Source organism: Amycolatopsis sp. 2-15 (genome assembly GCF_030285625.1).
In the GTDB taxonomy this organism is placed as follows: domain Bacteria; phylum Actinomycetota; class Actinomycetes; order Mycobacteriales; family Pseudonocardiaceae; genus Amycolatopsis; species Amycolatopsis carbonis.
Genome location: NZ_CP127294.1, coordinates 1,730,032 through 1,744,995 on the forward strand (window position 1 = coordinate 1,730,032; position 14,964 = coordinate 1,744,995).

Annotated in this window: 12 protein-coding genes and 1 pseudogene; 5 read left to right on the forward strand and 8 right to left on the reverse strand. The window is 71.1% G+C overall.

Annotation, left to right across the window (positions count from 1 at the left end; genetic code table 11):
• Positions 1 to 34 precede the first annotated feature (34 nt).
• Both QRX50_RS08550 and QRX50_RS08555 read left to right on the forward strand, forming a co-directional pair.
• Positions 35 to 1,705, forward strand: coding sequence for an arabinofuranosyltransferase AftB family protein (locus QRX50_RS08550; RefSeq protein WP_285971417.1), 1,671 nt, complete (start codon positions 35 to 37; stop codon positions 1,703 to 1,705).
• Positions 1,706 to 1,722: 17 nt separating this feature from the next.
• Positions 1,723 to 2,400: an SDR family oxidoreductase gene (locus QRX50_RS08555; protein WP_285971418.1), complete on the forward strand. Its 678-nt coding sequence runs from the start codon at positions 1,723 to 1,725 to the stop codon at positions 2,398 to 2,400.
• 13 nt (positions 2,401 to 2,413) lie between these two features.
• Here QRX50_RS08555 and QRX50_RS08560 read toward each other — a convergent pair whose 3' ends face one another.
• Entirely contained in the window at positions 2,414 to 3,721 is a 1,308-nt protein-coding gene (locus QRX50_RS08560; protein WP_285971419.1) for an amidohydrolase family protein, read from the reverse strand.
• A 34-nt stretch (positions 3,722 to 3,755) separates the two neighbouring features.
• A complete protein-coding gene (locus QRX50_RS08565) occupies positions 3,756 to 4,235 on the reverse strand; it encodes a COG4315 family predicted lipoprotein (RefSeq protein ID WP_285971420.1) in 480 nt (159 codons plus the stop codon).
• A gap of 140 nt (positions 4,236 to 4,375) precedes the next feature.
• On the opposite strand from QRX50_RS08565, the gene QRX50_RS08570 reads away from it, so the two are divergent.
• Entirely contained in the window at positions 4,376 to 5,401 is a 1,026-nt protein-coding gene (locus QRX50_RS08570) for a CHRD domain-containing protein (RefSeq protein ID WP_285971421.1), read from the forward strand.
• A 60-nt stretch (positions 5,402 to 5,461) separates the two neighbouring features.
• On the opposite strand, the gene QRX50_RS08575 is transcribed toward QRX50_RS08570, so the two are convergent.
• Positions 5,462 to 6,115: a response regulator gene (locus tag QRX50_RS08575; protein WP_285971422.1), complete on the reverse strand. Its 654-nt coding sequence runs from the start codon at positions 6,113 to 6,115 to the stop codon at positions 5,462 to 5,464.
• Complete coding sequence (locus tag QRX50_RS08580) at positions 6,112 to 7,911, reverse strand: sensor histidine kinase (RefSeq protein ID WP_285971423.1); 1,800 nt, start codon at positions 7,909 to 7,911, stop codon at positions 6,112 to 6,114. The genes QRX50_RS08575 and QRX50_RS08580 overlap by 4 nt, the downstream gene beginning before the upstream one ends.
• A 179-nt stretch (positions 7,912 to 8,090) precedes the next feature.
• On the opposite strand from QRX50_RS08580, the gene QRX50_RS08585 reads away from it, so the two are divergent.
• Together QRX50_RS08585 and QRX50_RS08590 are read left to right on the forward strand one after the other, a co-directional pair.
• Positions 8,091 to 8,786, forward strand: a complete 696-nt coding sequence (locus tag QRX50_RS08585; protein ID WP_285971424.1) for an ABC transporter ATP-binding protein — start codon at positions 8,091 to 8,093, stop codon at positions 8,784 to 8,786.
• Complete coding sequence (locus QRX50_RS08590; protein ID WP_285971425.1) at positions 8,783 to 11,047, forward strand: ABC transporter permease; 2,265 nt, start codon at positions 8,783 to 8,785, stop codon at positions 11,045 to 11,047. Before QRX50_RS08585 ends, QRX50_RS08590 begins: the two co-directional genes overlap by 4 nt.
• Positions 11,048 to 11,175: 128 nt before the next feature.
• On the opposite strand, the gene trmB is transcribed toward QRX50_RS08590, so the two are convergent.
• The 4 genes and pseudogenes from trmB to QRX50_RS08610 form a co-directional block, all read right to left on the reverse strand.
• The gene (trmB, locus tag QRX50_RS08595; protein ID WP_285971426.1) at positions 11,176 to 11,883 is read right to left on the reverse strand and encodes a tRNA (guanosine(46)-N7)-methyltransferase TrmB; all 708 of its coding nucleotides are present in this window, start codon (positions 11,881 to 11,883) and stop codon (positions 11,176 to 11,178) included.
• A gap of 123 nt (positions 11,884 to 12,006) precedes the next feature.
• Positions 12,007 to 12,502, reverse strand: a pseudogene (locus QRX50_RS08600) (hypothetical protein).
• A gap of 725 nt (positions 12,503 to 13,227) precedes the next feature.
• Positions 13,228 to 13,977 carry a DUF2705 family protein gene (locus QRX50_RS08605; RefSeq protein WP_285971427.1) on the reverse strand — a complete coding sequence of 250 codons (750 nt, stop codon included), beginning with the start codon at positions 13,975 to 13,977 and terminating at the stop codon, positions 13,228 to 13,230.
• A gap of 38 nt (positions 13,978 to 14,015) precedes the next feature.
• A complete protein-coding gene (locus tag QRX50_RS08610; protein ID WP_285971428.1) occupies positions 14,016 to 14,957 on the reverse strand; it encodes an ABC transporter ATP-binding protein in 942 nt (313 codons plus the stop codon).
• Positions 14,958 to 14,964: the final 7 nt, after the last annotated feature.

Consider the following 14,964-nt stretch of genomic DNA (forward strand, 5'->3'; position numbering starts at 1 on the left):
CGAGACTGGGAACAGAGCACCGGGGAGAGGGGCCATGACCACAGCCACCACCGTCACGACGAAATCCGTGGCGGCGCCCACGCCGTGGCTCAAGTCCCCCACCACCTGGCTGACCTTCGCGACGCTGGCGCTCTACGCGTACCTTTCGTGGCGCCGCCGCTGGATGTCGGACGACGGGTTGCTCGTCCTGCGCACGGTCCGGCAGATCCTCGCCGGACACGGGCCCGTGTTCAACGTCGGCGAGCGCGTCGAGGCCAGCACCAGCCCGTTGTGGACCTGGCTGCTGGCCGCGCTCGGCACGATCCCGGGCCCGGCGCTGGAGTGGCTGTCGGTCTTCACCGGGCTGATCTGCGCCGTCGGTGGGCTGTTCTTCGCGATGGACGGCGCCCGCCGCCTCTACGACAGCCCGGTCGTCCCGGCGGGGGCGCTGATCGTGTGCGCGCTGCCGCCGTTCCGGGACTTCGCGACGTCCGGCCTCGAAACCGGGCTGGCGATGCTGTGGATCGGCCTGACGTGGTGGCTGCTCGTGCGCGGCAAGGCCCCCAAGGCCACGGCGTTCGTCATCGGTCTCGGCGTTCTGGTGCGGCCTGACCTGGCGCTGTTCAGCATCGTCGCGTTCGCCGCGCTGGTCTTGCGGCAACGCCCGCGGCTGCGCGCCGGCCTCGGCTGGCTCGGCGTCGGGCTCACGTTGCCGGTGGCGTACCAGGTCTTCCGCATGGGCTACTACGGCCTGCTCGTGCCGAACACCGCGCTGGCGAAGGAAGCGGGCACGAGCAACTGGTCGCGCGGGTTCGACTACCTGCTCGACCTCGTCGACCCGTACTACCTCTGGCTGCCGATCCCGGTGCTGGCGGTCGCCGCGTTCCTGAGCCGGAAGTCGCGGATCCTCACGCTCACGCCGGTGGCGGGCGCGGTGCTGCTGGCGGCGTACGTGGTGCGTGTCGGCGGCGACTTCATGCACGGCCGGATGTTGCTGCCCGCGTTGTTCGCGCTCCTCCTGCCGGTGATGGCGCTGCCGTTGACGCGCAAGACGTTCGCGCTGCTGGCGGGCGTCGCGGTGTGGTCGGTGGCCGCGGCCGGGTGGCTGCGCGTGCCGTACGCGAACGACCACGCGGCCGTCGGTGTCACCGACGAGCGCGCGTACTGGTCGTGGGTGACCGGGCACGAGCACCCAGTGCTGGCGTCGGACTTCCTGGGCGAGCCGGTGATGCGCGCGGCCGTCGACGGCACCGACGCGACGCGTGCGCCGGCCGTGCTCGTGTACAGCTACGGGGAAAAGCGCTGGTACACGTTTCCGACGGACCGCCCGTACGTCACGCTCGCGGCCGACAGCATGGGCGCGATCAGCAACCTGGTGTCGCTCGACGTGCGGGTCCACGACGGCTACGGACTGGCCAGCGACCTCGGTTCGCATTCCACGTCGATCCCCGGCGGACGGCCCGGGCACTCGAAGTGGCTCACCGCCGCGTGGGAGATCGCGGACGCCGGCCGCGGCGACGTCGCGACCGACGGGCAGCTGCACGTCTTCACCCCGGCCGAGATCGATGCCGCCCGGCAGGCGCTGCGCTGCCAAGGTGAGCAGAACGTGCTCACTTCGACGCGAAGCCCGTTGACCTTTGGTCGATTCATGGACAATCTCGCGGGATCTTTCAGCCGTACGGGCATCCGATTCGACCGCGACCCCCGCGCGGCGGCGTCCTGCTGACGCTTACGGTGAATCGCATGACCGATCTTCCGCTCGCCCTGGTCACCGGCGCCTCGCGTGGCATCGGCGCCGCCGTCGCCCACCAGCTCGCTCCGACGCACCGCCTGCTCCTCGGCGGCCGCGACGAGGCCGCGCTCCAGAAGGTGGCCGCCGAGCTGCCGGGCGCCGAGCCGTGGCGCGTCGATCTCACGGACGAGGCTTCGCTGGCGGCCGCCGCCGCGCGGATCGACCGGCTCGATGTCCTCGTCCACTCCGCCGGTGCCGCCCGAATCAACACCGTCGCCGACGCGACCGCCGAAGACTGGCGCGTGAACTACGAGGTCAACGTCGTCGCCGTCGCCGAGCTCACGCGTCTGCTGCTGCCCGCCCTGCGCGCCGCCCGTGGTCACGTCGTCGTGATCAACTCCGGCTCCGGTCGCACCTCCCGCGCGGGCTGGGGCCCGTACGCCGCGAGCAAGTTCGCGGTCCGCGCCTTCGCCGACGCGCTGCGCGAGGAAGAACCGGACCTGCGCGTCACCACCGTCTACCCGGGCCGCACCGACACCGACATGCAGCGCGCGGTCATCGCCCACGAAGGCGGCGAATACGACCCGGCGCGCTTCCTCCGCCCCGACTCCGTGGCGACGGCGGTGCTCACCGCGGTGAGTGCGAGCCCGGAAGCGCACCTGACGGAAGTGATCCTCCGCCCCCGCTGACCCGGGCCTGGGCTCAGGCGCGCAGCCGGGCCGCGGTGTCGGCGACGGACGCCTGGATCTTCGCGCGGTCCACACGCGTCGGCTCGGCGTCGGCGACGACCTGTTCGCCCGCGACCCAGACGTCGCGCACGCGGCGGGAACCCGCGGCCCACACGAGGTTCGACAGCAGCTGCTCGTCGGGCACGTCCAGGCCGGCCGCGAAGGCCGGGTCGTCGAGGTCGACGTGGACGAGGTCGGCCCAGCGGCCTGGCTCGAGGGCGCCGATGTCGGTGCGGCCCAACGCGTCAGCGCCGCCGCGGGTGGCCATGACGAAGACGTCGGCGGCGGTCAGGACCGTGGAGTCGTCGTTGGCGAGGCGGGCGAGCATCGCCGTGAGCTGGAGCTCTTCCCACAGGTCGATGTCGTCGTTGGACGCGGGGCCGTCGGTGCCGAGGCCGACGGCGACGCCGGCCGCCCGCAGGTCCTTGATGCGCGCGATGCCGGACGCGAGCTTCGCGTTCGAGCCCGGGCAGTGGGCCATGCCGACGCCGCGGGCGGCGAACAGCGCGATGTCCTCGTCGGACAAGTGGATGGAGTGCGCGGCGAGCGTGCGGCCGGCGAACACGCCGAGCGAGTCGAGCAGCGCCGGCACCGAGCCGTACTCCTTGCGCTGGGCGAGGTCCTCGTTCGCGGCCTCCGCCACGTGGATCTGCACCAGCGCGCCGCGCGCGGCCGCCGATTCCGCGGTGGCGCGCAGGCCGTCGGGGTTCAGCATGTACGCGGAGTGCGGGCCGTAGCCCAGCTCGACGCGGTCGCCGGGGCCGAAGCGCAGGCCGTCGGTGTCGATCCAGCGGTCGATGGCCGCCAGCGACGTCCGCCAGTCCAGGCCGGGCAGCTCCATCACCGGCGGCGCCACGAGCACGCGCCCGCCGGTGATGAGCACGGCGTCTACGATCTGCTCGCCCTCGAAGTACATCTCGGCGCTGGTCGTGACGCCGTGGCGAAGCATCTCGACGGAGCCCAGCAGCATGCCGGTCCGCACGTCCTCGGGCCGCAGCTTCGCCTCGGTCGGCCAGATGATCTCGCGCAGCCACCGCAGCAGCGGCAGGTCACCACCCATGCCGCGCAGCAGCGTCATCGGGCTGTGCGCGTGGGTGTTCACCAGGCCGGGCAGCAGGATCCCACCGAGCCGCGTCACCTCGCCGGTGGACTCGGGTGCCTCGGCCACCGGGCCCACGAACGTGATCCGGCCGCTGTCGTCGACGTCCACGACGGCGTCGCGCAGCAGCGAGCAGGCGGGATCGGCGGGCAGGACAACTGGCGCGTGGAAACGGTGCGACATGCGGAGATAGTACGGGCGTCCCAGACAGCCGTGGTCAGGGTGTCTTCTTGATCAGCTTGCCGTCGGCGCCCACGGCGAACCACAGATTGTCCACACCCTGGCCGTCGACGTCGCCCGGACCCTGGTCGCCGACGTAGTAGTACAGCGGCCACTTCCCGTACTTCGCCTGCTCGACACCCGGGGTGCGTTCCGTCGCCGTCAGCAATTTCTGATCCGTGCCCGCGCCCGCCTGGAAATCCTTGCCGCCGGTCAGCGCGGGCCACGTGGCGAGGCAGTCGTCGCCACACGTGCTGGTGCCCGAAATGTCATCGGCGAAGGCATAAAGGGTCCTCCCCGACGAGTCCGTGAGAATGGGGCCGAGGCCGGACTGGCCGATTTTCACGTCACCTGACGAAGCCGGGGAGGCCGGTGACGAACCTTCGGGTGCGGAAGCAGATCCGCTGGTCGCGGTACTTCCGCAGGCCGCGAGGGTGCCGAGCAGAGCGACACCGGCCAGGACGATCGAGACACGCATGAGAACTCCTCCACCGATTCACGTCGAATTCGCGACGAGACACGGCGGGCGCGGCGAACCGGTTCAACCGAGTTTTTCTTGAACCACCGAACGCCGGATTCCGTGTCGGCTGCGGAACCCGATGTGAAAGGACGAACCTGATGCGAGCACGAATCGCGGCACTGGCCGCGCTGACCGCCGGCCTCGGCCTGCTCGGCGCCGTCACCGCCACCGCCAGCCCCCTGCCCGGCACTCCGACCACGCCCGACATGCCCGGCATGAGCGGGATGAACATGGACATGCCCGGGATGGACATGTCCGGCACCGGCGCCATGGACACCCCGGCCAAGGCGCCGGCCAGCCTGTCGACGGCCATCCAGCGATCCCAGCAGAAGCCGATCTTCCTGCAGGCCAAGCTGACCGGCGCCAACGAGGTCCCGGTGGCCGGCCAGCCCGCCGTCGGCGACCCGAAGGGCAGCGCCACCGGCATCGTCGAGGTGCAGGGCGACAAGGTCACCTACGCGTTCTCGTGGAAGGGCATCAGCGCTCCCACCCTCGGCCACATCCACCAGGGCGCCGCCGGCGTGAACGGCGACGTGAAGGTGCCGTTGTTCGGCACCGCGATGCCCGACACCGTCACCGCGGCCGCCGGCAATGCCACGATCACCGACCAGGCCACGGCCGACGGCCTGCGCAAGAACCCGTCGGGCTTCTACCTCAACCTGCACACCAAGGAGTTCCCCGGCGGTGCCGTCCGCGGGCAGCTCACGCCGCTGCGCTCCTCGGTCGACATGCTGAAGCTGCTGCAGGGCGGTGGCCTGCACGCGTTCATGTCCGGCAACCAGGAGGTCAAGGCCGCCCCGGGCGAGCCGAAGGCCGGTGACCCGAAGGCCAACGCCGTCGGCTTCGTCCGCCCGACCGGCACGCAGGTGCAGTTCTCCTTCGCCTGGTTCGGTTTCCAGCCGACGCTCGCCCACATCCACAAGGGCACCTTCGGCAAGAACGGCGCCGTGGTGGTGCCCCTCATCGGCACGACCGTGCCCGCGGGCGTGTTCGCCGTGTCCGGCACCGCGACCGGCCTCGACTCCGCTCTGGTGAAGGACATCGCGCGGCACCCGCTGTCGTACTACGCGAACCTGCACGACGCCGCCTTCCCCGGTGGCGCCGCGCGTGGCCAGCTTTTCTGAGCCGGCAACGAAACCGGGGGCCGGCTCACCAGCCGGCCCCCGGTTTCCGTCACGGGAGACTCAGTCCACGACCCCGCTGCGCCAAGCCCACGCGGCGATCTCCACACGGTTGCGCGCCCCGACCTTGCCCTGCACCGAAGCCAGGTGCGTCTTCACCGTCGAGAGCGACAAGTACAGCTCCGCGCCGATCTCGGTGTTCGTCAGACCGCGAGCGGCGGCCTTCACCACGTCGAGCTCACGCGCGGTGAGAGGCTCGGTCGGCGGGGGCACATTGCGCTTATGGCCGTTGGCGCCGTCGAAGTGCTTGAGCAGCCGCACGGTGATCTGCGGCGACACGAGCGCGTCGCCGCGCTCGGCCGCGCGGATGGCCTCGATCAGCAGCGCCGGGCCGGCGTCCTTGAGCAGGAAGCCGCTCGCGCCGTTGCGCAGCGCGGTGTGCACGTATTCGTCGAGGTCGAACGTGGTCACGACCACGACCTTCAGCGGGTCGGTGACGTCCGGGCCGGCGAGCTGCCGCGTGACCTCGAGGCCGTCGAGACCCGGCATGCGGATGTCGAGCAGGCAGACGTCCGGGCGCAGCTCGCGCGCCTTGGTGACGGCCGAGACGCCGTCGGCGACGTCGGCCACCACCTCGATGTCGTCCTGCGCGTCCAGGATCATGCGGAATCCCATCCGCACCATCTCCTGGTCGTCCGCGATCAGTACCCGGATCACCCGTCATCCCCGTTCGCCTCGAGTGGCAGCCAAGCTTCCACGCGCCAGCCGCCGTCGGGCCCGCGCCCGGCCGTGAGCCGGCCGTGCAGCAGGGCGACGCGCTCGCGCATGCCGACCAGACCGTAGCCGCCCGACCCGCCGGCCGGTCGGTGAGCCTGCTCGCGGCCGTCGTCGCGCACCGACAGGTGCAGCTCGCGTCCGGTGACCTCGGCGTGGACCAGCGCTTCCGTCGCGTCGGCGGCGTGCTTGCCGACGTTGGTGAGCGACTCCTGCACCAGCCGCAGCGCCGAACGCCCGACCTCGTGCGGCAGGTTCGGCGGCAGGTCCAGCACGAGCGCGGTCTTCACGCCGTGGTTGGCGCCGTCAACGAGCTTGCGCAGGTCGGCGGCCAGATCCGTGGTGGCTTGCTCGCTCAGGTCGCTCGCGCCGGCGGGCGCGTCGCCACGCATGCTGCGCACGAGCCGGCGCATCGCCGCGAGCGCTTCCGTGCCGGCGTCCTCGATCCGGCCCATCGCCTCGAGCGCGAGCTGCGGGTTCTTCTCGCCCATCATCCGCGCGGCCTGCGCCTGCACCACGATGCCGGTGACGTGGTGGGCCACCACATCGTGCAGCTCGCGCGCGAGCGCCATCCGCTCGGTGGTCTGTGCGTCGGTGACCGCGGCCTTCATCACCTGCGTGCGCTCGGAGTCGCGGGACCGCAGGAACATGCCGACCGCGATGGAGATGCCCAGCACCAGGCCCGCGCCCACCGCGAACGAGCCGATCTCCTGCGGATCGGTGAGCGGGGAGAAGCTCGACCGACGCGTGTTGAGGATGGTCCCGACGGCCACCACGGCCGACAGCACGGCGATGCGCGGCCACGCCTTCACCAGCGGCACGGCGCGGACCAGGTTCACCACCACGCCGATCCCGGCCGCCATCTGCGCCGGCGGGATCCCACCGGCCAGCTGGTAGTCGTAGCCCAAGCTCAGGAACGGCATCACCAGCGCCGACAGCAGCATCAGCCCGGCCACGCCCAGCATCGCGTCGCCCGGCCGCCGCGGCGAAAGCACCGCCGCTACCCCGGCTCCGATCGAGCAGAACAGCACCGGGAAGCCCGATGCCCCGCTGTCGTAGGTGAAGCCGAACTCGAACAGCAGCGTGATCGCGAGCGCGCCGATCAGCGGCCACTGCCCCATTGCCAGCGCGTTGACGCGACGCAGTTTGCGCAGCCGCTGCTCGCGAACTCCGCGCGGTCCGTCCGACTGCGTGCGGCCCGCCACCCCGATCACGACGGCCCCCGTGAGCAGGGCGCAGCCGAACAGCATCGCCGACACGATCGAGGACGACGAGATGTCCCCGTAGCTGTAGCGCCCGAACACCGCGATCAGCGCGCCGACCACGAGCGACGAGATCGCCGCGAACGCGACGCCGGGGCGGGCCCGGCGGGCGAGGTAGTAGACCATCTCCGTGCCTGCCACCACGTCGGTGATCGAGAGGTTCGCGAGCACGCTCGAATACGCCGGCGTGTGCAGGTAGCGCTGGAAGATCGTGAAGAACGCGAGCGCGAAGGCCGCGACCATCGCCGCCACCGCCGCGCGCCGGCGCGCCCAGATGGCGCACCCCACCATCGCGAAGATGCCGGGGAACAGGGCGAAGTCGACGAACTTGGGGCCGTGGTTGTCCAGCGCCGCGTCGGTCACGAACACGAGGTCGAACAGCAGCGCCGCGAGCAGCACCACCACGGGCATGCCGAGGCGGCGCACGACTTCGGTCACGCGCGTGGAAAAGGAGGAAGACGGCGGAGCTTGGGACACAACCGAACGGTAGAGGATCTCGGGCCGCGCGCACCTTGGCCAGGTGGTTCGAGCCGCATCGGCCGATCGGCCGATGCCGGTGATCGTCGGACTGGCCGTCTGCCCGAAGTGGACACCGGCCCCGATCCGTGAAGGTGGTTCCCAACAAAGTCGCAGACCAATGAGGGAGAAGCACCCGGATGAGCAATCCACAGTGGACTTCCGGCCCGGTGCTGTCGGGGCGGGGGCTGGTGAAGCGGTACGGCGGGCAGTACGCGCTGGCCGGTATCGACATCGACATCCAGCCCGGGGACGCGGTGGCCATCGTGGGCCCGTCCGGGTCGGGCAAGACGTCGCTGCTGCACGTGCTGGCCGGCATCCTGCGCGCCGACGGGGGCGAGATCCACCTCATGGGCCGGCGCATCGACAACCTGAACGAGAAGAAGCGCAGCGAGCTGCGGCGCACGGAGTTCGGGTTCGTCTTCCAGTCCGGGATGCTCGTGTCCGAGCTGACGGCCGAGGAGAACGTGGCGCTGCCGTCGCTGCTCGCGGGAAAGGCCCGGCGCGAGTCGATCGCCGCGGGCCGTGAGTGGCTGGCGCGCCTCGGCCTCGCCGGCAAGGAGCAGCGTCGCCCTGGTGAGCTCTCCGGCGGTGAGGCCCAGCGGGTGGCCATCGCGCGAGCCCTGACGCACCGGCCGAAGGTGATCTTCGCCGACGAGCCCACTGGCGCCCTCGACACGCGCACCGGCCGCGAGACCATGCAGGCGCTGCTCGGTGCGGCGCAGGAGTCCGGCGCCGCCGTGATCGTGGTGACCCACGACCGCGAGCTCGCCGAGTCGATGCCCAAGACCGTGGCCATCCGCGACGGCCTCATCGCGACGAGGTTGGCCGCATGAACTCGCTCCAGCTCGCCCTGCGCGTGCTCCGCGTCGACCGGCGGACCCGCACCTCGGCGATCCTCACCGCGGTCGGCGTCGCGGTCGCGACCGGGCTCGTGCTGCTGCTGGCGTCACTGCCCTTCGCGACGCAGGTGCGCGAACAGCGCGGCATCTGGCAGTCGTACTACAACTTCGACACCGGCGGCACGCCCGTCATGCTCGTCACCGGGGCCAAGGACTACTTCCACGGCGAGGAGATCACCCGCGTCGACGTCGCGGTCACCGGCAACACGGCCGGGCTGAAGCTGCCGGCCGGGATCTCGAAGCTGCCCGGGCCGGGCGAGACGCTCGTGTCGCCCGCGCTGGGCCGGCTGCTGAACAACACGCCGGCCAACCAGCTCGGCGACCGCTTCGGCAAGCCCGTGGCCGCGCTCGGCGACCAGGCGCTGAAGTACCCGGAACAGCTGGTGGCGCTCGTCGGCCACAGCGAGCAGGAACTCAGCGCGACGGAGGCCGAACGGGCGACGGAGGCCGTCGCGCAGCCGGTGAGCGCGTTCCCCGACCAGGAAGCGAAGGCGGATCCGATCCTCACGCTGCTGGCGTGGGTCGGCATCATCGTGCTGCTGGTGCCGAGCCTGGTGCTCGTCGCGTCGTCGGCGCGGCTCACCGCGGCCCGGCGCGAACGCCGGCTCGCCGCGATCCGGCTGGCCGGCGCGACGCCGGGGCAGGTCACGTCGATGGTCGCGGGCGAAACGATCCTGTCGGCGGGTGTCGGGGCCCTGCTCGGCTTGGCGATCAGTCCCGCGCTGCACGGCCTGGTGACCTTCGTCCCGTGGGGCGGCGGCACGTGGCTGGCCACGGACTTCACGCTGCCGGTCGCACTCGCGGTGTTCATCGTGATCGCCATCCCGGCGCTCGTGGTGCTGGCCGGCGTGCTCGGTCTGCGGCGCGTGCTGCGCAATCCGCTCTTCGCGACCGGCGGCCACAGCGTGAAGCCGCTGCGCTGGTGGCGGCTGCTCGTCCTGCCGGTGGCGGGCCTGTTCTTCCTCTACGCCGTGACCAGCATGGGTGACAGCGGCGGGCCCAGGATGGTGCTGGTCGGCCTGTTCCTGCTGGTCGCGTCGGCGATCGTGGTCGGGCCGTGGGTGACCTCGGCCGTCGGCGGTACGTTCGTGCGGGGCTGGCGCGGACCGTCGGCGCTGCTGGCCGGGCGCCGGCTGCGCGACGACCCGAAGGGCGCCTACCGCGCCACGGCGGGCATCGTGCTCGCGGTGTTCACCGGCTCGATGGCGCTCACGCTGCTGCCGTCGTTCGAGTCACTCGCCGGTGGCGGGCGGACGTACGCCGACTCGGTGCTCTACGCCGACAGCAGCCCGGACAAGGCCGCGGCCGTCGTGGACCACGCCAACTCCACGCTGGCCCGCTACGGCCAGCAGGAACGCGCGATCGCGGTGGGTCAGGTCTACCTGGTGCAGGGCACCGGCGACGAGCGGTCCTACCAGCGGGCCCTCGTGATGTCGTGCGCCGACGCCGCCCGGCTCACCCGGCTGGGGATCACCGCGGCCGACTGCAAGCCCGGCGTCGGGCTGTACGCACCGTACGAGCTGAACGCCGCCGAGTACCACGTGGTCGGTGACCCCGAGCCCACCGACCCGGGCCAGCCGCTCGGTTCGGTGCCGGTCGGGACGTTCAAGATGAGCAACGACGTGAGCAGTTCGTACCTGCTCGACCCGGCGGCGGTGCCGGCCGGCGTGAAGCTCGGCGCGGCCACGGTGATCGCCCCGACGACGGACGCCGACCGCGAGATCGTCCGCACCGCCCTGGCCTCGGCCGCGACGGGCGCGGAGGTCGGCAGCCGCGACCAGTACCTCTACGACCAGCAGACGCAGCTGTCGGACCTGCGCCGGGTGACCGTGATCGGCCTGGTGGCCGCGGGCATCCTCGCCGGCTGCAGCGCGGCCGTCGCCACGGCCGGCTCGATCATGGACCGGCGCCGGACGTTCGGGGCCCTGATGGCGGCCGGCACCCCGGTGAAGGTGCTGTCGAGGGCGCTGCGGATGGAGACGGCGCTGCCCGCGCTGGTCGCGACGATCGGCGCCGGCGTGGTCGGCATCCTCGTCGGGATCGGGCTGTTCAGCACCGCCGGCGAAGGTTCGGTCGTGTTCAGCCCGTGGATCTTCGCCCCGGTCGTGCTCGGCGTCGGGGTGGCGCTGCTCGGAGCCTCGATCTGCACGCCCGCCCTGCGGCGCGTGCAGGCGGAACCGCTGGCCGACGAGTAGCGGGCGGTCCGCCCCTCACGGGGTGGGGCGGACGCCGGGGGTGAAAAAAGGGGAGAAAAAGGGCCGCTGCCGGGGATGGGAACCCGGCAGCGGCCCTTTTTCACGGCCGTCTTTTCTCAGACAAATTGTCAGCGTTTCTCGAAAATGAGGTCGTGTGACACGCGGCCTTCGACGTCGGCACGCTGTTCGAACTTCGTCCGCGGCCGCCATTCGGGCCTCGGCGCCCAGCCGCCCGGTTCGTCCGCGTAGCGGTTGCGCAATGCGGGCTCGGCCGAACACACTTCCAGCATCTGCTCGGCGTAGTGCTCCCAGTCGGTGGCGAGGTGGAACGTGCCGCCCTGCGCGAGCCGCGACGCGACGAGAGCCACGAAGTCCGGCTGCACGATCCGGCGCTTGTGGTGGCGCTTCTTCGGCCACGGGTCCGGGAAGTACAGCCGCACGCCGGCGAGCGCGCCGGGCTCGACGTGCTCGGTCAGCAGCACCACCGCGTCGCCGTGCATCAGCCGCAGGTTCTCCACGCCGAGCTTCTCCGCGCGCAACATCAGCTGGCCCAGGCCCGGGTCGTAGACCTCGGCGGCCACGTAGTTGAGCTCGGGCGCGGCCGCCGCGAGCTGCGACGTCGTCTCGCCCATGCCGGAGCCGATCTCCAGCAGCACCGGCGCCTCGCGGCCGAACCACTCGGCGAAGTCGACGGGTCCGGCCGGCAGGTCGGCGACCGTGCGGCCCAGCCGCGGCCAGTGTTCGTCCCAGGCGCGCTGCTGGCCGACGGTCATCCGGCCGCCGCGGTTGACAAAGCTGACCACGCTGCGCAACCGGGGTTGGTCCTCGTTCTCCACCCGGACAAGATACTGATCCGGCCAAAAGTAGGCCGACCCCCCACGTGGCACGTAACCGTTGCTACGAAGCCATTCGGCCGTGACTGTGGTCGGATTGGTAACGATCGGCACAGTACTGGCGGGTCAGCGGACGGCTTCGAACTCCCCGAGCCGGGAGCGCAGTCCGGCGAGCCCGGACACGGCGATCGGGTGCGGCGTCGTGCCCGTGTGGGCGGGCAGCACGTCGATCCAGCCGGGGTGGCGGTCGGTGTTCAGCACGGTCGTCGGGACGGAGTGCCCGGACTTCCCGCGCTCGGACGGCATGAACTCCCAATAGCCCGACTCGCCGTCGGCGGCCCACGGCACGAACTCCCAGCCGGAGCGGCGGGAAAGCCAGCTGCTGGATGCGGTCTTCGATGCGGAACCCGAGCTCACGGGACTCGAGCCGGCCGTTCGCGACGGCGCGCAGCCACCAGGGCGCGGGCAGCGGGCCCTCCATGCCACTGGCCCTGCGGTAGAGGGCGAGCACCAGGTCTTCGGCCGCGCGGTGCACCCACGCCTGGCGCAGGTCGCCGGGCTTCATCGCGGGCTGCGCGAACCGCGGCAGCTCGATCGCCTGCGACCATTCGAGGTCCAGCATCGGCTCGAGCCGGGGTTGGGGCGCCGCTTCGCTGCGGCTGTGGGAGGCCGCTTCGCTGTGACTTCTGGGGGCCGCTTCGCTGCGGGCCGTGGGAATGGGACTCATGAGCCCCTGACCAGCGTCCACCGTCAAGGTTCACCTCCGGGGAGCTGAGACGGACGAGCACGCTCTTGATCTCGAATATCCTGGGGACTTTGCCATTATGTCCGCTCCCTGTGAGAGAAGCCACAACGACTTAACGCGGTCTTAATCCGTTTGCCTCGTGGACACCTGTTCTGCACGTGCAGATTAACGCGAATGTGCTCTCGTCGGGCGCCGCGGCGGTTCGCGATCACCACGTCGGCGACGAAGAACGCGAGACAAATGCCACCGAAATACGCGAGGCAGCCCCGCGGGCCGAAAGCGGGCGTCACGTTCAGCGCCGCCGTCGTGAAATTCTCACCAGTGTCAACGCGGGCGCGGTGCTCCGCCGCGGCGGCCCGACGCCGACGCCGAGCGGCCCGGTGAGCGCGAACGTCACCGTCTGGCCGGTCGCCCTCGGAGTGCGAGGCGAGGTCGGCGTCCGGTGGCTCGCCGTGTGCCCGGTGCGGCCGCCGGCAAAACGAAAAGATCCGGGTCGCCCCCCGAATTGGCGACCCGGATCTTTTTCCTCTCCCCTTTTTCCCCCGTTCAGCCGGCTTCGGCCCCCGCCGCCTCCGCCCGAACGTCCCTGTGGTGGGTCTTTGTCAGGCGTCGCGCTTCTTCGCGACGCCGATCGCGACGGCCAGGAGCACGACCGCGATGCCCGCGAAGTAGGCCAGTGACCAGCCCTGAGAGAGCACCGCGTCCGACGGCGGCGGCCCCTGCACCACCCCGCCCGCACCGCGGAGGAACTTCTCCGCGACGTTGAACGGCAGCCACTCGTGGATCTTCGAGCCGACGGTCGGGATGAGCTGCACCAGGCTTTCCACGGCCAGCACGTAGATCAGCAGCAGCGCGATCGCGCCGGCGCTGTGGCGGATCAGGATGCCGATGGCGACCGCGATCACCGCGGCGAGCGCGAAGAGCACGCCGACGCCGGCGACGTTGATCCACTCGGCCGAGGTGTCGAGCGCCAGCGCGTCCGACGGGCGGATGGCGTAGCCCAGCGCCCAGGCGCCGAACGCGCCGATCTCGCCGATCACGAGCGAAAGCAGGGCGACGACGGTGGCCTTGGCCACGAGCACCGACGTGCGGCCCGGCACGGCCTGGAACGTGGTGCGGATGGTGCCGAAGCGGTACTCGGTGGTCACCGACAGCGCCGCCAGCACCATGATCACGGCGATGCCGAACTGGTAGCCGAACTGCGTCGTCGCGACGTCGATGGCCGCCGTGCTCGGCGCCGCGCCCGCCACGAGGGCGGAGAAGCCGGCGGTGAGGACGATGGCGATGAGGGCACACCACCACGGTGAGCGGGTGGTGAACAGCTTGATGCGTTCGACCGCGAGCAGAGTCATGGTTCTTTTCCCCGGAATCCTTGTTGTACGAGTAGTCGTCAGCGGGCGGTGGGCTGGAGGGCTTGCTGCGCCTCGGCCTCGAGCCCGGTGTGGTACTCGACGGAGTCGCCGGTGATCTGCATGAAGGCCTGTTCGAGCGAACCGGTCTGCGGGCTCAGCTCGTGGAGCACGACGTTCGCGGAAGCCGCGAGCTCGCCGATCTTGGCACTGTCCATCCCGGACACGATGAGCGCTTCGCCCGCGTCGGTCACCTGGGCGCTGGCGCGCACCAGCGCCTCGCGCAGGACGGGCAGCTGCGGCGAGCGCACCTTCACGGTGTTCTCCGCCGCGCGCGCCACGAACTCCTCGGTGGACGACTGTGCGATCAGCTCACCCTTGCCGATCACCACGAGCTCGCTCGCGGTCAGCGCCATCTCGGAGAGCAGGTGGCTCGACACGAACACCGTGCGGCCGTCTTCGGCCAGGCGGTGCATGAACTTGCGGATCCAGAGGATGCCCTCGGGGTCGAGGCCGTTCACCGGCTCGTCGAACAGCAGCACCTCGGGGTCGCCCAGCAGCGCGCCCGCGATCCCCAGCCGCTGCGACATGCCGAGCGAGAACCCGCCGGCGCGCTTGCCGGCCACGCTGGTGAGACCCACGACGTCGAGCACTTCGTCCACACGCGACGCCGGGATGCGGTTGGACTTCGCCATCCACATCAGGTGCGCGCGGGCCGAGCGGTTGGGGTGCACCCACTTCGCGTCGAGCAGCGCGCCGACGGTACGCAGCGGGTCCTTCAGCTCGTGGTACTTCTTGCCCCCGATGCGGACCTCGCCGCCGGTGGGGTTGTCGAGCCCCAGGATCATGCGCATGGTGGTGGACTTGCCGGCGCCGTTCGGGCCCAGGAAGCCGGTGACCTTCCCCGTGGCCACGCTGAACGACAGGTTGTTCACCGCCAGCGTGTTCCCGTAACGCTTGGTGAGACCTGATGCCTCGATCATCCCTGCT